General features: G+C 41.6%; 27 protein-coding genes and 5 pseudogenes. 3 read left to right on the forward strand and 29 right to left on the reverse strand.

Translation table 11 applies throughout. The annotated features are described in order from the left end of the window. Positions 1-7: 7 nt before the first annotated feature. From tadF to C3432_RS07855, 17 genes are all read right to left on the reverse strand, one after another. Positions 8-637 (reverse strand): tight adherence pilus pseudopilin TadF, encoded by a 630-nt coding sequence (gene tadF, locus C3432_RS07775; RefSeq protein ID WP_103776067.1) that lies wholly within the window; start codon positions 635-637, stop codon positions 8-10. Then, positions 612-1,094 carry a TadE/TadG family type IV pilus assembly protein gene (locus C3432_RS07780; protein ID WP_146050868.1) on the reverse strand — a complete coding sequence of 161 codons (483 nt, stop codon included), beginning with the start codon at positions 1,092-1,094 and terminating at the stop codon, positions 612-614. Before C3432_RS07780 ends, tadF begins: the two co-directional genes overlap by 26 nt. A 10-nt stretch (positions 1,095-1,104) precedes the next feature. Beyond that, entirely contained in the window at positions 1,105-1,527 is a 423-nt protein-coding gene (locus tag C3432_RS07785; RefSeq protein WP_103776069.1) for an A24 family peptidase, read from the reverse strand. Continuing rightward, entirely contained in the window at positions 1,527-1,985 is a 459-nt protein-coding gene (locus tag C3432_RS07790) for a hypothetical protein (RefSeq protein ID WP_103776070.1), read from the reverse strand. Before C3432_RS07790 ends, C3432_RS07785 begins: the two co-directional genes overlap by 1 nt. 22 nt (positions 1,986-2,007) lie before the next feature. Continuing rightward, a complete protein-coding gene (locus tag C3432_RS07795; protein ID WP_103776071.1) occupies positions 2,008-2,559 on the reverse strand; it encodes a roadblock/LC7 domain-containing protein in 552 nt (183 codons plus the stop codon). A gap of 2 nt (positions 2,560-2,561) precedes the next feature. Then, complete coding sequence (locus C3432_RS07800) at positions 2,562-3,101, reverse strand: GTP-binding protein (RefSeq protein ID WP_103776072.1); 540 nt, start codon at positions 3,099-3,101, stop codon at positions 2,562-2,564. A 37-nt stretch (positions 3,102-3,138) separates the two neighbouring features. Beyond that, positions 3,139-3,501 carry a hypothetical protein gene (locus C3432_RS07805; RefSeq protein WP_103776073.1) on the reverse strand — a complete coding sequence of 121 codons (363 nt, stop codon included), beginning with the start codon at positions 3,499-3,501 and terminating at the stop codon, positions 3,139-3,141. A 40-nt stretch (positions 3,502-3,541) separates the two neighbouring features. Further along, positions 3,542-4,759 carry a tetratricopeptide repeat protein gene (locus tag C3432_RS07810; protein WP_103776074.1) on the reverse strand — a complete coding sequence of 406 codons (1,218 nt, stop codon included), beginning with the start codon at positions 4,757-4,759 and terminating at the stop codon, positions 3,542-3,544. Beyond that, the gene (locus C3432_RS07815) at positions 4,747-5,589 is read right to left on the reverse strand and encodes a type II secretion system F family protein (RefSeq protein WP_103776075.1); all 843 of its coding nucleotides are present in this window, start codon (positions 5,587-5,589) and stop codon (positions 4,747-4,749) included. Before C3432_RS07815 ends, C3432_RS07810 begins: the two co-directional genes overlap by 13 nt. Before the next feature lie 20 nt (positions 5,590-5,609). Further along, complete coding sequence (locus C3432_RS07820) at positions 5,610-6,515, reverse strand: type II secretion system F family protein (protein ID WP_103776076.1); 906 nt, start codon at positions 6,513-6,515, stop codon at positions 5,610-5,612. Next, complete coding sequence (locus tag C3432_RS07825) at positions 6,512-7,801, reverse strand: CpaF family protein (protein ID WP_103776077.1); 1,290 nt, start codon at positions 7,799-7,801, stop codon at positions 6,512-6,514. Before C3432_RS07825 ends, C3432_RS07820 begins: the two co-directional genes overlap by 4 nt. A 16-nt stretch (positions 7,802-7,817) precedes the next feature. Next, a complete protein-coding gene (locus C3432_RS07830) occupies positions 7,818-8,966 on the reverse strand; it encodes a hypothetical protein (protein ID WP_103776078.1) in 1,149 nt (382 codons plus the stop codon). 12 nt (positions 8,967-8,978) lie between these two features. Next, on the reverse strand, positions 8,979-10,424 hold the full coding sequence (locus C3432_RS07835) for a type II and III secretion system protein family protein (RefSeq protein ID WP_258041593.1): 1,446 nt from the start codon (positions 10,422-10,424) through the stop codon (positions 8,979-8,981). 28 nt (positions 10,425-10,452) lie between these two features. After that, on the reverse strand, positions 10,453-11,337 hold the full coding sequence (locus C3432_RS07840) for an SAF domain-containing protein (protein WP_103776080.1): 885 nt from the start codon (positions 11,335-11,337) through the stop codon (positions 10,453-10,455). A 97-nt stretch (positions 11,338-11,434) separates the two neighbouring features. Next, positions 11,435-11,686 (reverse strand): Flp family type IVb pilin, encoded by a 252-nt coding sequence (locus C3432_RS07845; RefSeq protein WP_103776081.1) that lies wholly within the window; start codon positions 11,684-11,686, stop codon positions 11,435-11,437. 114 nt (positions 11,687-11,800) lie between these two features. Beyond that, the gene (locus C3432_RS07850) at positions 11,801-12,148 is read right to left on the reverse strand and encodes a PapB/FocB family fimbrial expression transcriptional regulator (RefSeq protein WP_103776082.1); all 348 of its coding nucleotides are present in this window, start codon (positions 12,146-12,148) and stop codon (positions 11,801-11,803) included. A gap of 69 nt (positions 12,149-12,217) precedes the next feature. Then, positions 12,218-13,003 (reverse strand): hypothetical protein, encoded by a 786-nt coding sequence (locus tag C3432_RS07855; RefSeq protein ID WP_146050867.1) that lies wholly within the window; start codon positions 13,001-13,003, stop codon positions 12,218-12,220. Between the two features lie 681 nt (positions 13,004-13,684). On the opposite strand from C3432_RS07855, the gene C3432_RS07860 reads away from it, so the two are divergent. Continuing rightward, positions 13,685-14,146, forward strand: a complete 462-nt coding sequence (locus C3432_RS07860) for a transglycosylase SLT domain-containing protein (RefSeq protein WP_103776084.1) — start codon at positions 13,685-13,687, stop codon at positions 14,144-14,146. Positions 14,147-14,462: 316 nt separating this feature from the next. Here C3432_RS07860 and ompC read toward each other — a convergent pair whose 3' ends face one another. The 5 genes and pseudogenes from ompC to C3432_RS07880 all read right to left on the reverse strand — a co-directional run. Further along, the gene (gene ompC, locus C3432_RS07865) at positions 14,463-15,596 is read right to left on the reverse strand and encodes a porin OmpC (RefSeq protein WP_103776085.1); all 1,134 of its coding nucleotides are present in this window, start codon (positions 15,594-15,596) and stop codon (positions 14,463-14,465) included. A 481-nt stretch (positions 15,597-16,077) separates the two neighbouring features. Further along, a pseudogene (locus C3432_RS07870) lies at positions 16,078-16,434 on the reverse strand (autotransporter outer membrane beta-barrel domain-containing protein). Positions 16,435-16,469: 35 nt separating this feature from the next. Beyond that, positions 16,470-16,886 (reverse strand): annotated as a pseudogene (locus tag C3432_RS28310) (phage tail tip fiber protein); the annotation flags it as partial. 422 nt (positions 16,887-17,308) lie between these two features. Further along, positions 17,309-17,590 carry a hypothetical protein gene (locus C3432_RS28315; RefSeq protein WP_374755461.1) on the reverse strand — a complete coding sequence of 94 codons (282 nt, stop codon included), beginning with the start codon at positions 17,588-17,590 and terminating at the stop codon, positions 17,309-17,311. Next, positions 17,587-18,476, reverse strand: a pseudogene (locus C3432_RS07880) (hypothetical protein); the annotation flags it as partial. The pseudogene C3432_RS07880 and the gene C3432_RS28315, both read right to left, overlap by 4 nt. A gap of 2 nt (positions 18,477-18,478) precedes the next feature. On the opposite strand from C3432_RS07880, the pseudogene C3432_RS07885 reads away from it, so the two are divergent. Beyond that, a pseudogene (locus tag C3432_RS07885) lies at positions 18,479-19,057 on the forward strand (IS3 family transposase); the annotation flags it as partial. Here the strand turns inward: C3432_RS07885 and C3432_RS28320 are convergent. After that, positions 19,039-19,704, reverse strand: a complete 666-nt coding sequence (locus C3432_RS28320) for a hypothetical protein (RefSeq protein ID WP_374755462.1) — start codon at positions 19,702-19,704, stop codon at positions 19,039-19,041. The pseudogene C3432_RS07885 and the gene C3432_RS28320 overlap by 19 nt on opposite strands. 108 nt (positions 19,705-19,812) lie before the next feature. On the opposite strand from C3432_RS28320, the gene C3432_RS27410 reads away from it, so the two are divergent. Then, the gene (locus C3432_RS27410; protein ID WP_146050866.1) at positions 19,813-20,133 is read left to right on the forward strand and encodes a hypothetical protein; all 321 of its coding nucleotides are present in this window, start codon (positions 19,813-19,815) and stop codon (positions 20,131-20,133) included. Positions 20,134-20,183: 50 nt separating this feature from the next. Here the strand turns inward: C3432_RS27410 and C3432_RS07895 are convergent, their stop codons facing one another. From C3432_RS07895 to C3432_RS07920, 6 genes and pseudogenes are all read right to left on the reverse strand, one after another. Continuing rightward, positions 20,184-20,552, reverse strand: coding sequence for a DUF1353 domain-containing protein (locus tag C3432_RS07895; protein WP_103776086.1), 369 nt, complete (start codon positions 20,550-20,552; stop codon positions 20,184-20,186). Then, positions 20,552-20,923: a hypothetical protein gene (locus C3432_RS07900; protein WP_103776087.1), complete on the reverse strand. Its 372-nt coding sequence runs from the start codon at positions 20,921-20,923 to the stop codon at positions 20,552-20,554. The genes C3432_RS07895 and C3432_RS07900 overlap by 1 nt, the downstream gene beginning before the upstream one ends. Before the next feature lie 8 nt (positions 20,924-20,931). Beyond that, a complete protein-coding gene (locus tag C3432_RS07905) occupies positions 20,932-21,339 on the reverse strand; it encodes a hypothetical protein (RefSeq protein WP_103776088.1) in 408 nt (135 codons plus the stop codon). Positions 21,340-21,349: 10 nt separating this feature from the next. Continuing rightward, a complete protein-coding gene (locus tag C3432_RS07910; RefSeq protein WP_103776089.1) occupies positions 21,350-21,595 on the reverse strand; it encodes a hypothetical protein in 246 nt (81 codons plus the stop codon). 39 nt (positions 21,596-21,634) lie between these two features. Next, a pseudogene (locus C3432_RS07915) lies at positions 21,635-21,997 on the reverse strand (IS4 family transposase); the annotation flags it as partial. A 268-nt stretch (positions 21,998-22,265) separates the two neighbouring features. Continuing rightward, positions 22,266-22,673, reverse strand: a complete 408-nt coding sequence (locus C3432_RS07920) for a hypothetical protein (RefSeq protein WP_103776090.1) — start codon at positions 22,671-22,673, stop codon at positions 22,266-22,268. Positions 22,674-22,703 lie beyond the last annotated feature (30 nt).

A 22,703-nucleotide genomic window follows, 5' to 3' on the forward strand; every position in this document is an offset into this window, starting at 1 on the left:
TGCATAATTACCTCGGAATGACAATGTTGCTTGTTGAAATAGTATCAGCGATTACGCCAACGCTGGACATCGCGTTCAGAAAAAGGCTATCTCTACCTTTAGTACAAAGGGTAACCTGATATAACGGAGCCCATTTTCCCTTATCGACACTCTCTTCCATCCATGGTGACATTTTATAAACTTCAGCACTATTAATGTCGAATGCTCCCTTGCATTTTTTCTGCTCAACAGAATTGATATCCGCGGGTACATAAAGATCAATTGACTTTGCACCGTCTACAATTTTTCCATTCTTTGTTGATGTATCAGAAAAATGCACGGTTTGAACCCGGATGCTCACACTGCCTTTAAGAGAATCAGAGCCAAGTAATATATTCACTGCCTTTTGTAGATTACTCACATCCTCATATGACACGACTTCACGGTTCGCATAAAGGGTACTGCGCTCACGCAGCATCGAAGATGCTGAGTTTGTCAATCGCGCAAGTTTACTTTCAGAAGAAAAATGAAATGTAAAGTCAATAAGTATCAGTCCCAGTAGTACAATAATAGGGAATACAAAAGCAAATTCGATAGACGCACTTGCCCGGCTTCTCTCCCAAAAATGTTTGTTACGTTCTGTTGGGCTCTTGCACATAGACTATTTTCCGTTCAAATATTGATGAAAAATAACCAGCACTGAAAAAGAAAAAAACCGGCTGGTAACTGTATTTAAATGAATATACTGATAAAAAGTGGTCAGCAGTGGTGGATCCTGAAATACAGTTATCATTCAATAATTCTGAGATTGTTTTACAATGCTTAACCGTCACGGAAACTTCTGTACCGCTATAGAGCAGTGGCCAGGCTTTTGCGTTATTTTTAAGATTTTGCTCGAATGCAGATGAGTAATCCGTTACGCTACTATCCAGCGAAATGTAGCGGCCAGACTCCGCCAGTACGACATCCAAAGCGGATGATAAATACATTATTCGACATAATTCGATAATAAATAAAATAGATATAAGAAAGGGAATAATGACCAACGACAACTCGACCGCAATCGCGCCATCTTCCTTTTTTGTTCTTTTTATCATTCTCATTAAGGCGTGCAAAATAGCCTCCTCAAAAGGTTAATAAATTGACAATATAACCGCAACCTAATGCTACGCCGTAGGGCAACGTTTTGTACCGTCCATACAGATGAGGGACAATGAGCATCAGGACAGCCATAATCCCACCAATGACAGAGGTGAATAGAAGGAAAGCAGGCAAATTTTCTCCCGGTATAGACAGCGACAGAGCAAAACAAAATTTAGCATCGCCTGCTCCCCAGATATTATACATACTTAGAATAAAACCAATTACCAGAACCACGATGCCAGATAAATAAGAAACATTGATATCAGTAAAAAGAATTAATAAAAAACTAACGGCAATGATTATCAATGGTATATTGTTGTATATCTTCCTGATTTTAATATCAGTATACATAGCATACAGGACTGTGCATATAATCAAACAATAACCAATGATTGACAATATCATTACTTTTTACCTTTACGCGGAAATCGCTTATTTTTCTTTTTCACTGACATTTTAGGTTTATCGACCTGATAAGATATCGTTTCTGTCTGTACAACAGGCACTGGCGTCACCATCGGTAAATCAATTAGTTTTATATATTTGCTAACTGATTCAGCGATCATAGTATCGCGTTCGCAAAGAACGGGTGAATGACCGATAAAGTTCGATGCAATATCAGCTCTGACTAATAAAATCGCATGCTCGATTAACTCATCAACTTGCCTTTGACAATAACTCCGGGCATTGCCCATCGCACGCCAGGAGTCCAGATTATCAGAAATCAATGAATTATAGATATGAATACGCTCCTGAACTAATTCATTGCGATTATCGAGTACAGGTCTTAAAGGAATATATTCGGAAATAATATCTGCTGCAACTAACTCCATTGAAAGCCTGTAAGCAAATAGGGTATCCATTATTACATCCTTAAATGTTCCGTTATTGGATAAGTTCTTTTACTTCATCGACTAATTTTTGCATCATCCACAGCGCCTGCCCAAGAGAGTCAATTTCCCCTGAAACGGCCATAAGAACAACATCCAGTTTGCTGCCGGAAATGAGATAAATAAAAACAGAACGTTTTCCATTATTAAGATACAAATACTGGTAACCAGGAGCACCAATCTCTCTCAGTATCGCAGAACCAATAGATTGCAGAGAACTTGACATCGCTGAAACTTTGCGAATACTCTCTTCTCCCCCCTGATCGAGTACAGAAGCGATTTCAAATCCATCGACTGTTGATAATACCAGGTTTTGAATATCAGGAAATTTGTTAACATAATTAAGCAATACTTTGTCAATCTGCTCTTTGAGGACAGAATCAGTAAAGCTTTTATCATTGTTGCTTATTTTCTCTTGCTTCTCATCAAGAGGCTGGAGAACAACATCAGACTCCGTTACCTTATCAGTGTGTTCTTTATCGCGTGTGCTGATATTCTTATCATCACTCACTGTAAATCTTAATGGAAAAGGAAGTCCATTCTTCATAACTACCTCCTGATTTGCTTTAATAAAACATTCAATACAGATATAACAGCATCCTTACTTCTGGCATCGATCCATAGTATCGGGGATATGATATTTTCTTTGTGAATGGCCTCTTTCAGTTTCGACAATGACTCGAGACTCAGCAAATCGCCTTTTACAATGGCTATAACTGTGGGTAATGAAATTCGGTTATCATCAGTATTTACAGCCGATGTATAAAAATGAATATCATCAATAGCACACACATCTGTTGCATCTATCATTAATACCAGACCTGAACAGCCTTGCTGTAAAATCTCCCATGAAAAGGAGAACCGTGATTGTCCTGGCACGCCGTACATACGCAACCGGTGTTGACCATCCGGAGATTCCATCAGCAGATCGCCATAATCTAATCCCACCGTCGTCTCTTTTTTTTGCTCTGATGCCATAAATGACATTGCAACATCCGTAGAAACAACATCGATTTGACTTGCAGAATTTATAGCCGTAGTTTTCGCAGAACCACTACGGCCTATAAACAAAATTTTATAATCATCCATATCTTATATATTCAGTATAGGGTACGCGAAGCGAGTATTAAATTGATTCTACTGAAGATTCAACATCCATTACCTTACGACGAGCTAATGCAAGGTTACTTTCACGCCTGTCTAATACAAGATAAATGAAAACTGACTCCACTTTCTGTAAAGGACGTAAGATGTGGTATTGTTTTTCCAGCGTAATAAGAATATCCTCAATTGTTTCATTCAAACCAAGTAGCTTGATTGTTTTGAGTTTAGCCTTTAACACATCGGTATTACCTGCAGCGGCGATTTCAATATCAATACCTGTGCCCACATGACCTAAAATCATTCCATTACGCGTATCAACTACGGCAGCGCAAACAGCACCATCAAGTTCCATTAGATTTTCAAGTGAATCACTTAACTTACTCATAAACAACTCCTACTTTGTTTAAACTATGCCGTTAACTGGCTTAGAAAAAAATATCTAATACTAATCGATTACTAGATATGGATGATTTTGGTGAAGTATAGGCCTTAACCTGCTTTACAATCCTTTTTGCACTGAATGACAGATATAAATCATCTCCACGCTCTTCTATGGAAACATTGTTCAGTGATTTGGTGTATTTTTTAACATTTTTAGTGAGATCATTTATTTTTGAATTCTTCTTAAAGTTTTTCAAAACAAATTCTACATGGTTGTCTCGCCCACCTGATATTTTTTCTCCTTTAATATAGGAAGAAGAGATAAAGACCAGACGGACAAATTTACCATGTTCTCCAATCACAATATTTTCTACCTGACCCTGGTTATCTGAAGTCATTTCACTATCTTTAAGAACAGTGTTGTTCACTTCTTTTACGGGTGTCGCCATCTCAGGGCTGGCGCCAACCAGTCCGGCAGGATTTGTTTTCCTGGTCTCATCACTCCCTTCGATTGCAACGGCAACCGGAGCAGTGGTACGTAAAATCGCACGTTCAGGGACGGTCGTGGTGACACTGTCCAAATCAGCAATTAGCTGCTGTGATGAATCTTCAAGGTTGTTTTGCCGGATCAATGTTTCAGCCGTACTGTAGTCATTGAGTTTCACCAGTGTAAAAATTAAATTATGGACAATCTTTGGTGAATTATAACCTCGAGAATAAAGCGGCATCAGATATGAACGAGCAAGATTATAATCCTTTTCTACAATTGCAATCATAGCAAGATTATTATTGACGATCTCCTCGGCAACAAAAAGATTTCTGGCCTTCTCAAAGTTTTCTTTAGCGTTGTCCAAATCACCTAAATGAGCAAGAATAACGCCTTTGAGGTTAAATGCTTCGCCCAATTTAGGGTCCATTTTTAGCGCCTCGTCAATTTGCTTTAACGCGATATCATTATGACCAAGAGTGCTATTATTTTGTGCTGATAACAATAAAGACTCAGCAGTAGGCGAAGTATTCACCAGTTCTTTAAGGCAATTCTGTGAAGATTCATAGTCTTCGATTTTATTATAGACTTCACATAGCTTTAATCTGACTTCTGGCGTGTCATTTTTACTAAGTTGCTCTCTGTAAAACGCTATAAGTCCCTTATAATTATTAACTTTTGTTAAAATAAATTCTCGTTCTCTATTATCAAGTGAGCTTTGCGAGCTGCATCCCAACAAAAGCAAAGAAATAAGAACAGCGATTAATTTCCCCATATTGCCATCATCCTGATAAATCCGGGTCCTGCAACAATTGCAAGAATCGGAAACATTATAAATAAGATCATTGGAGCTGCCATTTTAGCGGATAAGCTGGCAACCTTTTCTTCAACAGACAAAAGTTGCATCTCCCGCATCTCTTTCGACAATTCAACGAGGACTGTGCTGATAGACGCTCCATAAGTGATGCTTTGCTGTAACGTCGTACAAAACATCCTCACCTCTGAGCTTGACACTTCCTCATATAATTGCTCCAGCGCACTCACAATACCACTCACTTCAATTTTAATTGCGGTCCTTTCGAGCAGACTTGCAATATCACTGTTAATAAACTGAATGTTCTTCGATATATAGATCAGAGCATTTTCTATCGTCATTCCAGATTGTACACAAATAGACATAATGTCTATAACATAAGGAAGATCGGCATTTATTTTTTTAGTCTTTTTTTGCATTATATAATTTTTAATCCTTGGAGGAATAAGAATCATAAACACTAACGCAACACTGATTGTTATCGCCTGGGTCTGTTTATCCAATTCAAGTATATCCATCGCATCAAGGATAAACACAAGAAGTGCAAATATAATAACGATGCCAAACTTCAAGAACATATTAGAGTCTAGAAAATCAAAAAAAGATACCGATTTACTTGTTTTGCGATAAATTTTTTCAATGTTAGAAATCAATTTTTCATCTTTTGCAACAATTTGACCTTGTTTTTCTAATACAGATGAAATTTTTTGGGTTTTCTTTTTCTTAGTCAAAAAATTAAAAATGACGAAGATAAAAGATATTATAATAAAATACAGGACATATAATGACATAAACTATGTCTCCATTGTTTTCAAACGGCTTTATTCATCATATTCCATATGATAGCAAGTCCCAGACAAACGCTGCCAATGGCATAATATAAGATCATTCTCCCGGAGTCATGATTTATTAAGATATCAAAATTTTCCGGACTTAATATATTTAGAACGAATACAAAACCGACAGGGATCATAGCAAGTACTTTCACTGACATCCTCGCTTCAGAAGTCATTGTCAGTTTTTTACGATCGATTATCTTTGCATCTGATATTTGTTTAGCCAATCGTGTCATGACTTCCCTGACCTGGCCACCACCATTAATATTAATAATGACAGCGAGGATAAAAAAATAGTATTCCCGGTATGGCAAACGCTCATAAGAATCCATTAAAACAGCATACACATCTTCACCAATACTTAACCTTCTCGATACAATTTTGAGTTCTGGCCCGACAACCTCACCATTTAATTTATTGCCACAATGGGTAATGCCTACGACAATTGAATTACCAGAACTTATGGAACTATTAATTATATTGAGTGCCTCAGAAAACTCTATTTCAAAGAGTGCTCTTTGTTTTTTCTTACTAATCCTGAAATGTAGATATGACAGCACTATAAGTAAGACAACAGATGCTATAATTATATTAAACTTAAGGAATGCAATATTTAAGTAAACGCCAGCGAGAAATAGTCCAAAAAATAGCGCAACCTCTTTTGGTTTCATATTACGATATGTTGACTTAATGCTTCTCACATCACCTGTCACAGCTTCTTTTATTTTTTCAAGAACCTGACCACTCCAATTTTTCTTTTTGGTCGCAACGCGAAAACGCTGTTCTCCACCATCAAGTTTTTTAACTTTCTTGTAATAAATGAGTACGGCGATAAAATTTACAACGCCTAATATAACAAGCAAAATAAAAAAAAGTGTCATTGGATCTGGCTCCCAAACAATTCGTTTAAGGCATCCGTCATACCGTAAATTACCCCCTGACGGTAAACAACAGACCGTTTCAGGAGGCCATTAAATTTATACAGCCCCTGAATTCTTCCTTGCATGTCTCGCTGTGACGATGCCTCGAAGGTGAAAATGTCCTGGATGATAATATTTTCCCCCTCCATACCCATTACCTCAGAAATATTCATTACTTTTCTGGAACCATCCGGCATACGGGATACCTGAATAATAAGATGTATCGCAGATGAAATATTCCGTCTGATTGCCATTAATGGTAATGATGCGCTCGCCATCATTACCATACTTTCCAGACGCGCAATGGCATCTCTTGGTGAGTTGGCGTGTAAGGTTGACATGGATCCATCATGGCCGGTGTTCATCGCCTGAAGCATTTCAAATGCCTCTTCACCACGACACTCCCCTACAATGATTCGGTCAGGACGCATACGAAGCGAGTTTATAACGAGAGATCGCATAGGGATCATTCCCTGCTGCTCCGCACCGGCCATACGCGTTTCCATTCGCACAACATGTGGTTTAATCAGACGCAGTTCAGCAGCATCTTCCAGGGTTATAATTCGTTCAGTTTCACCAATATATTGCGACAATGCATTAAGCAACGTTGTTTTACCTGAACCAGTACCACCCGATATAATAATGTTAACTTTACAACTGGCGGCAATAACCAGGAAGTTGGCCATCATTTCATCCATACTTCCATAGTTGATCAAATCACCTAACGTCTTCTTACCCTTGCCGAATTTACGGATAGATATCGACGTTCCATCCAGAGTAATAGGGGCAATAACGACGTTTAAGCGGCTACCGTCTGGTAAACGTGCGTCAACCAATGGCTGCGAATCATCAACCCTGCGTCCCACCTTTGAAACAAGGCGTCTGGCGATCTCAGTCAACTGCTGGTTACTAAGAAAAAAAGTATCTACCTTTTCCAGACGTCCGGCGCGTTCAACAAAAATCTGTTCAGGTCCGTTAACGAGAATATCACTAATTGTGTCATCCTCCATTAAATCGCGTAATGGCCCATAACCTGATATTTCGTCAGAAACAAGTTTAACAAGATCCAGACGAAGTTGAGTTGATAAATATTGACCTATCTCGGCAGACACGCGTTGTAAAACATCACTTATCTCCGTTTCCAGCGCTGTTCTATCATCCTTTATTGCATCGACACGATCCAGGTCCAATTTCTTAAGGATATTTTCCCTGAAGATTCTTAACGATGATAGCTCATTAGGTCCCATTTATTTTCTACAACCTCTATTTTTTACTGAATAGATTTAACAGCCTGGATAAATCTAAAGATTTTTTACTTTGTGGCAAAACTGCTTTTTCTCTTCCTAATATTGCAGCCGAAAGCTGGTGAGCATGCTGCGAGAAGCTATCATTCTCTTTTCTGTTTTGAAAGTGAGGTAGAATTGCACTAATTTCTTGCCCCAGATATTCAGAGATATCCTCATCAGAAAATTTTTGCTTGTTATCTGCAGCATTATATTCATTAATGCAGATTATAATTTTTCGCTTAATTGCGTCATTTTTTTGTCTTTCAAATCTGGCATACTCATCAAGAACACGTTTCGCGGTTCTGAACGAAGAAAAGTTTCTTCCTAAAATCAACACAAGTGTATTTGAATTTTTAAAAATCAACTCAAGATTTTCAGTTGAAATAGCACAAGCATTATGTTCAAACAAAGCTATATTAAAATGATTAAATACAGGGTCAGTATAATTAAAAACTTCGCTTATAGGCTCCATTTTTATCGAGCGGTTATCCGCTATTTTTTGAACTTTACTATCAGAGGCATCAACTTCATTACCCGATATTAAATCAAAATCCTTACTTCCCGTAGCACCCTGTACCAGCAGACAAGGGGCGGTAGTAAAATTATTTAATGTCGTTAAAATTTCATGACTTACGGTAGTCGTCCCGCAACCACCTTTACATCCAAGAACGCTGATGCGCAATGTTGACTTATCCGTTATCTGAATTTGTGATTTCAAAATAACATTAGGCAACTCATTTAGTTGTGTACTGATATATAGATATCTGCCACCACTCTTTTCCAGCGATTTAGCAAAGGCAATAGAATCAGTATTGCCAATCAGAACATAGTACACATCATAAGGGACAATAAGCGATGTAATTTCATTAATTGTATTAATATCGCTTTCATCTTCAATATCTAAGATCATCCAGCCGGCATCTTTAGTATCCTGATCGTCAAGATACTCGTTGACCGCAGACTCTCTCTGCACAATGTTGCTTATATTGTGCATCATTAGTACATTTTTAACATCTACCTGAATTTTCTTGTTACGCGAAATGAGAACAACTTTACTTCTGTCGAGTACGACGCGACTGTTATCCTCTTTGGCTTCTGATTCAGTTGGTGTGCTAAATAATCTCATATCGTCTTCCTCCTATTTAGCAAAGCCAACCTGGTCAAGAAATTCTGCAGTATCATTATTCAAACGGTTACCGCGTGTTTTTTCATCAACATCGACATTAAAAAATAATTTTGTTGAGGATGTTTTATTAAATTTAGGTAAAGCAATTTTTTCTCCTGATGAAATAGGCTTCACCAGATTAACAGTCGCAAAAACAACCAGTTCGGTCTTGCTACGTTCACTTCCTGCACGACGTCCCAACGCTCCTAATATAGGAATATCGCCAATAAAAGGAACCTTCGTCAACGTTTCAAGGTCAGACTCGTTTAACAGACCACCGATTGCAAAGCTGTCACCATCCCCTAATTCAATTGTAGAGTTCGACTTGCGTGTTCTCAGGGTTGGAATTTGATAAGTATTGTAAGCATAAGTACCGGTTACACTACTTACCTCATTCGAAATAAAGAGTTTTATTTTATTTCTTCTCTCTACTTTTGCCGCAATATTCAAACGAATGCCATACTCTTTATAGGTCACTGTTGTGGCGTCACGATCCTGCATCAGGATAGGAATTTCGCCTCCGACCAGGAAGTTGGCAGACTCACCCGATAACACTGTCAGGTTAGGTTGTGCTAATACCCTTGCAATTTTGTCATTATGGACAGCGTTGATAAGGGTACTGATGTTCCTGGCATCAAAGCCATTTTTAAAGCCTAATAAGTTAAAGGTGCCCGCCGCGTTAACACTGGTACCACCTCCCATCATACTGTCGAGAGTCAAGCTACTCCATTCAATCCCAAGATTATCTGTAAACTCTTTTGTTACTTCAACAACGGTTAATTTTACATTTACCTGATTTGATGACGGGAGTTCAATACGGTTAATAATGTTGTCATAGGTCTTATAGCTAACAAAAGGAATTTTGTCGCTTTTGACCATCATATTACTGCCACCGCTACCAGAGCTGCTGTCATCGGCTTCAACCGTTTTATCCTCACCGGATATTCCAACCAGACTCCCAACCAACTGGTAGACACCATCTTTAATTTCTTCACTCTGTACAGTACCGGACAATATATAAGACGCTTTCCCGCCATTGTCGTTAAACCGTTTTATAACTACATTACTTCCCGGATATTCTTGTTTGATGCGGTGAGATAGTTCAGGTAACAGCGGATCAACACCTAAGCTGACATTGTAAATGACCTTTGAGTTAGCACCATAAATCGATATCTCAGCTGTACCACTTTTTTTACCATACAATACAACTGCTTTGTTGCTGATCACCTTATAATCTGCAATTTCAGGTGACGAAATAAACACCGTTTTGATAGGTTCACTGGTCTTAATCTGTTTTGACATACCAGGTTTTATATAAATTTGCTCTGCAAAACTGGCCGTACTGATGAAAAGAGCCGAGAGCAAAAAACACACTTGCCACAAAAAGGTGCCCTGACGCATTAGATTATCCTTCTTCATTTTCAGAACCTTCATATAAACGCAATAGTTATCCACGCAATTCTGTTACGCCGTCCTTGACAGGGCTATCATTCAATCCTGGAGCAGGATAATTGCCTTCTGGTAAGTAAGGAGCATCATCAACCCAATTACTTTCTGGTAGCTGTAGTAAGCCATCTAAAGTAAGCTCGTGCTGATCTTTATCAGTAGCAGGGAAAAGTGCCAATTTCGTGCCCGTTTCTAACCCTCTGAGGATTTTTACATCATCATTATTTAACTCAACAATAATCTGGCTGCCTTCTGCGATCGTATAAATGCCATCTTTTTCTTTTTGCTTTGCTTTATTTATTGCGAGCACACGTTTATTGGCAATGACCTTCTTCAGACTACGGCCGGTTACCGACGTTGGTGGTGAAACGATGTTTTCTTTCATATCGCGCCCGACTTCGCGCCCATATATCAGATAGATATCTACACCTGTTCCGGTCTTAACATTGTCCAGCAGATAATTTTCATTACTCTGTAATGTAAATGTATAGACGACGTTTCCTGGTAGCAGGAAAAGTTCAAAGTATTCGTTCGTACCTGGTTTAGCAACATTATTAAGCGTTACCATCGAATCTTTACTGAGATCGGATTTAAGTGCCCAGCCGACAATATTTTCCAATCCTTTGATTGCTTTTCGCTCCGCCGTAGTGACTTCACTTTCTTTTTTCTTGATGGTATTGATGCGATAATCATCAGCAGTAAGAATTGTCCCTCGGGCTAAGTCTTTCATCAATACTACACTTTGTATTTCTATGGACGGTTCGTCTTGCTTTGTTTGTACTAACGGCTGAACATCCTTGTCCGGCTCGTTTTTACTGAAAATAAAAATTCCGACAATACCGACTAAAATCATCAAAATATAGACAATGACGAGTTTTCGCTTCATTTCAATCCCTTAACGCATAAATAATTTAAAAACCTTTCTAATAAATAGAAAGTTTAGTCAGGCATTCTCAGTTTTTTAATTTAGAACTTTTAAGTAATTATGGTGTAGGAGTGCCGCCTCCGATCATACCAGTAACACTTGTCTTCAGAGTAGTAAATGTTGAATTTAACATATCCCAGACTGGCCCTTTACTTCCAAAGATGATCAGGACAACCGCAGCAACCCCTGCCACAACAATTGCATATTCAACAGCTGTCACACCATCTTCTTTTTTAAAGAATTGTTTTAAGGAGCCTTTAATGTAAACTTCAGCACCACAATACGCCTTAATTAAGGTATTATTAAACATATTTTCTTCCTTTGAAAGAAATTTTATTCCTGCAAGAACTTGTCACTCTTGCGCCTGCTACATATTGTACCAATTATTTGGGTTCCTTTCCTTTCTGGTACTTTTTGCAATTCCTTAGAGGAATTTACTGTCAACCATTTCCTGTTGGTTGTGATTAATCATTTCCTGCTGGTTGTGATTAATTAAATTACATATTCTCATTACGGTCTGGCTGACACATTGCATATGGCGATACTTAACTGAAAAATAGCTTTGGCTCACCCCATTATCCAGACAGGCCTCTTTCCGCGTTTTTCCATAAACCAGCACATCCTCCAGTGCCCTCTGTATACATGGACTGTGCAGTACACAAACATTAACCAGCAATCGGAAGTAGCGAATATCAACCTGACCAGGAATTAATGCACCTGAAATTTCTTTTCCTGTCGTATCGTGTGCAATAGGTAACCATTCTCCTGTCATATTCATATACCTCGTAACTGGCCTGAGTTTTTTTCAGCAACTATTAATGTTTATTCGTACGCTGCGCTTTCATTTGCTTTGCTCCACGCTACCGCCCGGGCCAGTCGGACCTGCCGCTACCGAAAGTGATGCAATAAATTCTCTTCCTCCTTTACGGATGCCGAGTGCACGAATCATTAACCATCGGTAGTGATACATAACCTTGTCGCTTCGCCCCAGTATCCTCGCGACCTCAGCTGGCGATGCGCCTTTCACCAACCATTTCAAAACAATCTCCCTGACGCGCGGGGAAGGCATTACTCCAGTCAATCGGTCCTTAATCCAGCATTCCAGGGAGGCAAGTACGCTCTCTACAGATATATCTTTATTAATATTACGGATTGGCGGATATGCACCTGAGAACAGTGTTGAAATAATATGCTCATTCATACTGATATCAGGATAGCCTGCCAAAATCGCATCATACTCTTTCAGATATATCCCACCAAAGTACTCAGCAACCATTCTATCAGAGTATAAAAAATAGTTTCCGACAAAAACTATTGCTATTTCTGGATACATTTTGCGTAACGACAAAATAGCAGACACAGAATTTCTTGGCAGCATATCAAGTACACACAAAATGGGTGTGTAACTCTCATTTTCTTGTAAAATCGTTGTTAAAGTATCGCTGCTCTTGATAATCTGTGTTGTCTGTTCCCTTTTATCGTAAACTAAGTATTCAAGTGCGACCCGATGAGTCCAGTTCGGTGAATAGATCAATGCACCAGTCAGACGCCTTCGTTTTTGCATACATGCTCTCAGATATTTCCTTATTAAGGATAGCACCTCACTTTGTGCGCCTTCTTGAAACAATCTTATGTCCTGAAAATTTCCAACAACAATGAATAAAATTAATCGTTACGATTCTTTAAATTATACATTGTATTTAATGGTAAAAAAAACTGATGATTTCAATTGCCAATGTTAGTACGCTACCTTATTTACAGTTAATTTATAATAACTATGTTTTTTAAAGATTTATTATGAGCTATCACTATTTGTACGTAATAGCATACAAATCATAAAATGCTTTACTAACAGTAATCTACAGAGATATTTTTTTATGGTGCAAATATTTTGTTTTCAGAAAATGAGATGCTTTTATGTTGCAATTAGTAATTGTTAATGCGTTTTTTCCGTTTTCTCATTTTTTTCAGAAAATAAAAAATCGGACACATTCAAACTCATCACCATGACGTGTTGCTTAATTTTTGACATTTTCAGCTCAAGAATGACTCTTCACGGTATGACACCTCTGTTCCATTTGCTTTTACATCCTCAAAGGCCTCTCTATAGATTTTGACCGTTTCATCTTTAATATGATGACTCTTAAGTTAACCTGGATTCGCATCACACCGTGTACTGAAAGAGTTACCAATCTTGTCTGAGGGTGTAGTCCTTGAGCACGCCTGAAGCTGCAGGATTCAGACGAATTCAAATTGTTTTTAATGTGAAATTCACACTATTATTATTTTTTTTCAGGAGATGCCAGGGATGAAAAAAATGGCTTTATTCAGCCTGCTGCTCTTTGCTGTCTGTTCACACAGCGCAGATTGTTTCGACCGGGCAGGTTATCGTTACAAAATCCATCCAGACCTGCTGCGCGCGATTGCTTTTAAAGAGTCATCGTTCCGGCAATCTGCAATCAATTTCGTCTCTCCAGAGAAATATGCCATTGGTACGATGCAAATCCATTCACAGAACTTTCAGCATCTCCGCCGTTTTGGTATCACGCCAGGTAGACTGTATCGCGACCGCTGCCTGAATATATATACCGGCGCATATTACCTTGCCCTTGCTTTCAGACGCTGGGGTTACAGCTGGCGGGCTGTGGGTGCTTACAACGCCGGTTTTCTGAATACACCTGAGCAGGAGCTGAAAAGATCCAGGTATGCAAACGATGTAAGAAGAATTTATGAGGATATAAAAAAAAGAAGAACAGCTAAAAATAAATGATTCGTAATTTAGTAGGACAAAGTCTTACTCATCCTGCCAGTACAGTTATAATATGACTCATTGATTTTAATCAAAATAGCGTTTACTTATACATGTCATAAATATGCTGTTTTTACAGGATTTATTCCTCACTGACTCATAGGAATTTTGGGGCTGCTACAGCCCCTTTTTTTACCAATAGCGCAATAAATTTTATATCCTCCTTATGCCATCCTTTCGTATCTCATTAGCAAACCCTATAGTATCCGGATACTGGCTTAAAATAACAAAAAAGGACGCTTGCGCGTCCTTGTGAGTAAAGGAGGTTGTAGTCTGATTAGAATTGATAGACCAGGCCTACAGCAACCACATCGTCGGTGTTGATCCCTGCGGCTGTATAAAAAGCATCTTTATCGTCAAGCAGGTTAATTTTGTAATCGACATAGGTGGCCATGTTTTTGTTGAAGTAATATTTAGCACCAATGGAAATATACTCAACCAGATCCTGGTTATCATAAACTTTGCCGTGATTCGTCATGATATCGAGGTCTTTACCTTTTGACAGCAGGTATGAGATTTCCGGACGCAAGCCAAAATCAAACTGGTATTGTGCTGTAACTTCGAAGTTATTCGTTTTGTTAGCAACGCAGAAACTGCAATCGTTGCCATAAGGCGTCATATTATAGGTTTGAGCGTATGTTGCAGCAACGTAGACATTATTGGCATCGTATTTTGCCCCAAACGTCCAGGCCTCAGCTTTTTCACCTGTTGCTGAAGAATTAAACTCCTGGTCATCTGTACGGTCAGAAGAGGCAAACGCTGCGGCGACACTCACCCCCATGCCGAAATCATAGGAGGTTGAAACGCCCCATCCATCTCCGTTCTGCTCTTTCAGATTACTACGTCCATTATTTGATTCGCTGCCATTACCATTCTGTCCTTGATACTGAACAGCGAAGTCCCAGCCCTCGACAAGACCAAAGAAGTCCGTATTGCGGTATGTTGCGACACCAGTGGTGCGACCAGTCATAAAGTTGTCGGTTGTGGTATAGCTATCGCCACCAAACTCCGGCAGTACATCAGTATAAGAACCGACGTCATAAAGAACACCGTAGTTACGACCATAGTCGAATGAGCCGTACTCACCAAATTTAAGACCAGCGAATGCCAGGCGCGTTTTATTACTGTTTGAACCGCCAGTTGATTCAACGCGATTGCCTTTAAATTCATACTCAAACTGGCCAAACCCTACCAGCTGATCGTTGATTTGAGTTTCACCTTTGAAACCCATGCGAACATAGCTTTTATCTCCATCATTGCCGGAATTATCGGAGAAATAATGTAAACCAACCACTTTCCCATACAGATCAAGTTTATTACCATCTTTGTTATAAACTTCCGCGGCATGGGCTGAACCAGCCATAATTATAGCTGTAGTAATCGCTGAAAGCGCCACTGTCATCTTTTTCATTATCAGTTCCTCTAATGTAATTATATCCACGTGCTATGCTATTTCACACTGCTAAATACCATTAATTTATTTGTGGAGATTAATACACAAAACACATGTAACAAAAAGTAAATATCACTATGAACATTAAACTTTCAGACATTATCAAATAGCAAAAAAGGGACATTGGGTTTGACTTGCTCCTATTTTTATATTTTTTTGTTAATTTAATTACCATGAGAATAATCACGATAAAAACCGTTGAATGTGGCATTTATTAATTTTCTGAACACATTCAATACATATTACGCTTATATAGTTATTTTTTTCTAAAATCAGAGCTGAAATTTACTGCTGAACTAAAAAGTCGAGCATATCCATTATTTTTAGCACCACTCCCTCGCCTGTTGCGCGGCCTGTAGCTGGAAATGAGTGAACAGAACCTGTCAATTTTTAGCACAAGGTTCGGTGTGGATATTCTGAAGAGCCAAAAGAAAGGGGGTCAGGTCACTAACAGGGGTTTATACGTCACAGTTAACTGAAACCCGTTGATAATGTTACCGTTCCCTTCGCGGGTCACTCGCGTCCCATTAGCTTCACGATGAGTATTCGCTTTAACTCTCATCCAGATTAACTGTCCAACCGTCTGAAAATAATAGCTTTCGCGCTCATTTTTCTCGCCAATTTTCCAGGTATAACCGGATTAAACAGAGGCAGTGATGCCTTTTGACGTGTAGTCTTCCTGTGCCAGATTTTCACCGCTGACGGTGTTATCAAACCAGTTAGATAACAGCCAACTGTCTACGTAAGCGCCCGTCTTCTCCTCATTATTTTGCCACCACGTACCGTAAACCCCTATGCTGTACCAATGTCCCCGCCCAACTGGACAATATAACGGTTATTGTCCTGAACCGCTTTCAGTACCTGGAACTTATCCTGCATGGATCGAACGAATCGCGCGGAAAGTGTTTCTTCCGGCGAAAGGGCGCTTCTGGAGCGGGAGTAATACGGCCCCTTGCGGATAACTTCATCAGCCACAATTCGCTGTGCAGCGAGAGTCTGAACCACTGCGTCATAAATAACCGCTTTCTGGATCACCACTTTACCGCCAGACACTGCAAACGGATACGCCGTGTTACCAGGATTGTTCGGGTCAAAAACAAACAGTTGCGATGCCGCTATCGCCACCTGACTAATCGGGTTACCTGCTGCGTCTTTCCCGGCAACGATACCAATACCTGCCGTTATTCCTGCGGCACTGGCTTTCTGCGCCCACATCGTCTGAAACGCTTTGCCTCCGTCATTGTCAATGCCAGTAACACGCTTGTTCACACTGTTTAACGCATTAAAGGTATCGGTTTTGAGTCCACCAACGACTTCGGTAGTCTGGAGTACTGCCTGCTCAATTGCGCCCTTTTTCGCCTCATCAGACGATGTTTTAATCTCGCTCTTTAGTTCCTGTACTATCGGGGATTTAGCAGCCTCATCGTGTATCTGGTCAATCACGGCCTGTACATCCATTTGCGTTTCTGCCGGAGTGCCATCAGGTGAGTTATACGGACCAGACACGCCTGCTGAGTTAACAAACCGTATCCAGTAAAATCCTTTCCAGCCCGGATCAACCGGATCGCTGTAAACCTGCCCCGGTGTTGTCCCTACGAGAACAGCGTCAGAAAGGTTATCTTCCGTACCCCGCCAGACTTCCGCCAGGGAATGACCGTTATATTTCGGCATCACCCATTCAAGTAGAACATAGCCAAAGCCGCCCGTAACCAGAAAACCTTCTGGCCTTGTGGGGCGTTCAGGCGGCGGTATCTCAGGGAACCCCCCTGCCCCAGACCGGGGGTAAGTCTGATACCTCCACTGCCAGCCCTCATTTTCGCCAGTTTCAGTTCTGCAAGCTGGCGCTGTGTGACAAACGCATCTTTTCCGTCACCGCGCTGGCCGGTCCCAATCTCCATATTTTCGACAACAGAAGCCAGGTCCTTTCCTGCACGCCACGGTTTTTTACTCATGCCGGCATCTCCGCCATCGATGTACTGAGGGTGATTCGCTCAACCTGCCCGAAACCAGCCACTTCGAGATACCATTCATGTCCTGTCACTGGCGGCAATTTAAGCACTGAACCTGACAATCCCCCAGGCGGTAATCTGATCACCGGCCGCCCGTCGGCAAACACAGAAATCCCAATCCGCTCAGGGTATGGTGCTTTTATTCTCAGACATGAGAAACTGGTACTTTCCTGAGCAATAAACATTTTTGAGCGCCAGACAAAAGGCAATGGTGTCGTTGCGCCCTGTGATACAGACAACTCCCGCCCTTTTACCAGGTACAATGTGTCGGTTGCCACATCGTTATATGCGGTATCGAACGTTGTACTCATATGGCGGATATCCATATCCTGCGGGTTAAAAATGAATACAGCCTGACCACCATCCGTTTTCGTATAACGGGCCACATATTCACCGCGATACTGGTACGCGTTAATGGACGATGGGTTAAACATCTCGCGCCACTGTTCCGGAGAGATAATTTTTTCCGTAGCTATAACGGCATTCCCCGAACCATCCACCGAAACCAGCCCGTTCGTTCCCGCATAAAGCACAAAACCATCCATCACAACCATGCTTTGCCGACTGACATACTCCTGAGTTAACGGCAGTTTCGCACCTGAATATTTGCAGGTGACACACCGCTGAACAGGTAAGGTTCACCTTTTGTGGCAACAACCAGCGCTGTACCAATGGGAGCAATAGCTACAACATCTTCCGCAGTAGTCTGACGGTAACTGTCCGGCCACGCATAAGGCAAAAACGCCTCAGAAAACATCACTTCGTTTCCGGCAAATCCGGCAGCAATACCGTTTGCCATCATGCAAAGGCCGGTCATGTTGTCGGGTGGCATATCGAAGCCCACGAACGCGTAACGGTGAAGTCAGTATCGTGACACCCAACAGGCTCCAGCGACAGTTCAACCCGGAAGCTCCGGATGAACGTTGGGTAACGGACATAACTTACATCCGAACCCACGAAGGCTGGCTGTATCTGGCCGTAGTTGTTGACCTGTTCTCGCGCAAAGTTATCGGCTGGTCAATGCAACCCCGGATGACAAAAGATATTGTTCTGAATGCGCTTTTGATGGCCGTGTGGCGACGTAATCCCCAAAAACAGGTGCTGGTTCATTCTGACCAAGGTAGTCAGTACACAAGCCATGAGTGGCAGTCGTTCCTGAAATCACACGGTCTGGAGGGCAGTATGAGCCGTCGTGGTAACTGTCACGACAACGCAGTTGCAGAAAGCTTTTTCCAGCTACTGAAGCGTGAACGGATAAAGAAAAAGATCTACGGAACACGGGAAGAAGCACGCAGCGATATTTTTGATTACATCGAAATGTTTTATAACAGTAAGCGTCGGCATGGTTCGAGTGATCAGATGCCACCGACGGAATATGAAAAACAATATTATCAACGGCTCGGAAGTGTCTGGATTATCCGTGGCGATTCATTAATCATCGCTTTCGCTATCACTCCGGCAGCTTCATCCGGAGTTGGTGATGTGTCATGAGAGACTGAAATAACGGCAGGGTTGAACACCGTACATGTAATCGCACTTTCCGGCGCCGGAACCCCAAGACGATAGCTGATTGTAGGATAAGGTCCGTTGCCTGCTGTCGCTATCTGCGCACTGGTCACCTTCGGATACTGACCGTCGGAATAATACACTCGTCCGTAAGGGTCCTGTGCAACAGGGCTTCTTACCACATCGACCATACCCCGCCAGGTAAACCACTTATCCTTGCGATACAAAAAAATCGTTTCCGGTTTAGTGCCAAATGTGACGTTACTTTCCACATCATCATTCACTGGCGTAATCACGCCAAACCGGAAATGGCAGTTCTGCGCCAGCGAGGCAAAACCATTAGGCAACATATAGGGTAACACACGCGGCATTTCACCACTCATGGAAACAATATCAATAGCAGGCATGAAGACTCCAGTTGCATAGATCAAAAAAGCCCACGGTTTTGACGCCGTGGGCTTTGGTTTTGTGATAATGTTTATGTCCTGAAAAGTGATGAGTAACCCAACACCATCCCGCAACACCAACCAGCAACCTACTTTTGTTGACATTCACTGTCTGCAAACGAGAAAAAGAAACGCGTTCTTGTTGTACGCATAACAGACCACCATCAGGTGGCTAGTAATCTGAATGTGAAAAAACATATAGGATAGTAATGCATGAAAAAATCACTACTTTTGATAATCTGTTTATCTGGTTGCCAAAGTGCCTTAAACGCCACGCATCCAGATATTATTGGGTATACAAACAAAACAGTGAAACAGTATATGTCTTGCGTAGTGGATAAATATTCACCTTTAGGTTTTTCTTTATCTCAAGTAACAATTGAGGGTGGTGAATCCCTTCGTTTGGCTGGTGGTGTTGTTGTACTTAATGTTACGCAGGCGGGGCAAGGCGCTGAATTTAAATTATATAAAACACACGCTCCTATAGAATTGTATCCCAAGGCTATAGACCTTTCTACTACCGATTGTCGCTAAACAATTTTCCTCTGGAAAGGGACGGGCAATGCCAGGCACCACACCTCACGCTATCTTAATACTCTTCCCGTAGTTCCCCTCCCAAACAGTCTTACAGCCCAATAAATGATCGTGCGTTTCCATTTCGGCACGCCCAGCACCGTCATCCCGTCGAGGAAAATTTTGTCGGTCTCTTTCTTGGTGCGCAATGCGTTGTCGTAGAGATAATCATGGATTATCGCGGCTTTGGCGTATTTACCGTCTGGCGGTAGCAGTATCCAGAAGATGCGCGGTATTGTCGCAAGGTCGGTAATAAAGCCTGCCGGGACTTCTATCACGTCGCTGTTGTCGTCACTGAGGTAAAACGCGAACGGCTCGTATACGCGCCAGTTGTAGTGTCCCAGCATTTCCAGTATGGCGGGAGTGGTGAATCTGCTCATTACAGCCACCTTAACCATACACCCCACGCACCTTTATTGATTCGCTGGCGCATCATGACTGAGTTATCGTTCATCAGCGCAAGTTGATATACCCATTCCTGCAGGATGGTATTCACAGGGATGCGGCGTTTACCACTATTGCCACACCCCATTGTGTCTATGCTCCAGATAACGCCGTATTGTGCTTCCGGGCTTGGGTGATTTTTAGTCGCTGGCGTGACTTTCTCCCAGCCTATCAGGGCCGTATTGGCATCAGGACAAATGCCCATTTCCCCGGCTGGCATACTGCCAAATACACCACTGAGCATCGCAAAGTTAAATTCAGGTGCGGGGGCCTTACCCAGGATTCCCTCGTTAATTGTTATTGCCATTTTACTGCTTACCTCTTCATCGGGGTTTTCATTTCCCTGGCTGAAAAGCCGTCATTACCAAATCCCGTGCGGGTGAATAATGTCAGCCCATTATCAAAATACAGCTGATAAACGAATTCATTATCAGAGAGTGGTTTTGTAATACGGCGCTTACCGTCCGCTCCGGTTCCTGCGGATGAGATAGTCAGGACTGTGCCATAAGGGCGCGCACCTTCCGGGATTCCCTTTGTTCTTTTTGGATAGTCTGGCTCTCCTCCCGCACGAACCACACCAGGACCAACGGGGGCGGTACCAAAGTCATCAATGGTTTCCATTTCGCCAGCGGGGAAGCCGCCAAAGCGACCGGCCAGCTGAGTGACGTCGATATCAGGCAGTTTGGGTGCGGGTGGTGGTAAGGATTTGATGTAAATAGCCATAACAAGTCCCTCACGACACGACGACACGAATATTGCCTTCAAACCATGATGAACGTATCCACATTGCTGTTGGAGGCGTGATGGTCAGCGTTGTATTACTGAAGCTGTGCGCTGCCTGTTCTTCGCCAGGTTTTACCGGGCTGTCGCACAGGTCCGCTGAACCAAATATCTGCACAAGCACCGACTGCGTGCCGTCCGTTATCCATATCTGTTTTCTTCTGAACCAGATTGAAATGCCCGCCATTTCGCTGACCATAATCGCGCATCGTTATTTCACGGTGAAGCCGGGATTTGAGGGTATCGAACGTCCATCGCAAATCAGGCTGGCACGGAGCACGTGATGCTCCTGAGACGGGTAGCCACTCCAGTCAACGGCGATGACGCACAGTGATAGCTGGCTTGTCAGCATGGAAATAATATTTCTAAATATCAGAGGGATATCGTGATGGAGAGATTCATTACCGAGCAGACGGTCAACGCGTTTTATTTTGTTTTTGACCTGAGCTGTACCGGGTAAATAACGTCCGATGCTGGTCAACGTCAGAGATGCGCCGTTGATGAGTGCGATGGTGGCATCCAGTAAAGCATTTTGTCGATATTTGTGAAACGGGGCTAAAGCATCGCGGAAGAAATTCTGACATACTCGATAAGCAGGCATAGAGGTGATCTCATTGAATTGGTTGCACAAATCAGTAGATCACAAAACTCTATGCCTGTCTTTTTTTACCCGCTCATTACTGGGGATTCCTCAGCGCAGTTAAGCGGGTTTTATGTGTTTATGGCTAAGTTACATCAGAGCCATGAACCAAGTGGCGTGATAGTCTAAATCATCGATACCAATGTTTCCGTTCAGTTCTGTTCTGTTTGTATCATAATTTCTTGCATCATCACCACCATTAAAAAAGGCCACTATCACGGCCTTCCTTTCATTTAACTCGCCACATGCGGTATTGCCTCCACATGCCATTTTCAGTTATATACTCTTGCTCACCACCTGTTGCTTCAATTTCAAGAGATTTCCTCATCCCCATTGACCCGACATCACATTCATTGCTTACTCTTAGTAGATGCTTACCATTATCCAAATACGCCGAAATAAACTGATTTTGCCGTAATTTGGCAATATCAACGCCATCTATCTGCACAAGAAAACGACACATCCCGCCGCTTCCGCCACCAATAAATTGTTTGTTTCTTGTGATAGTAACTTTGGTTTGCTCTACACCAGGCTTAGGATTAACAATTTGTTTGTTAATTATGGTTTCTGCTGGTCCATAGGGCCTAGCGCAGCCAGTCAACCCAATTGCAACAAGTATAAGCAGTATCTTTTTCATATCCCTACCCCATTTAACTAAATAGCCAAA

This window comes from Citrobacter amalonaticus (assembly GCF_002918555.1).
Taxonomy (GTDB): domain Bacteria; phylum Pseudomonadota; class Gammaproteobacteria; order Enterobacterales; family Enterobacteriaceae; genus Citrobacter_C; species Citrobacter_C amalonaticus_A.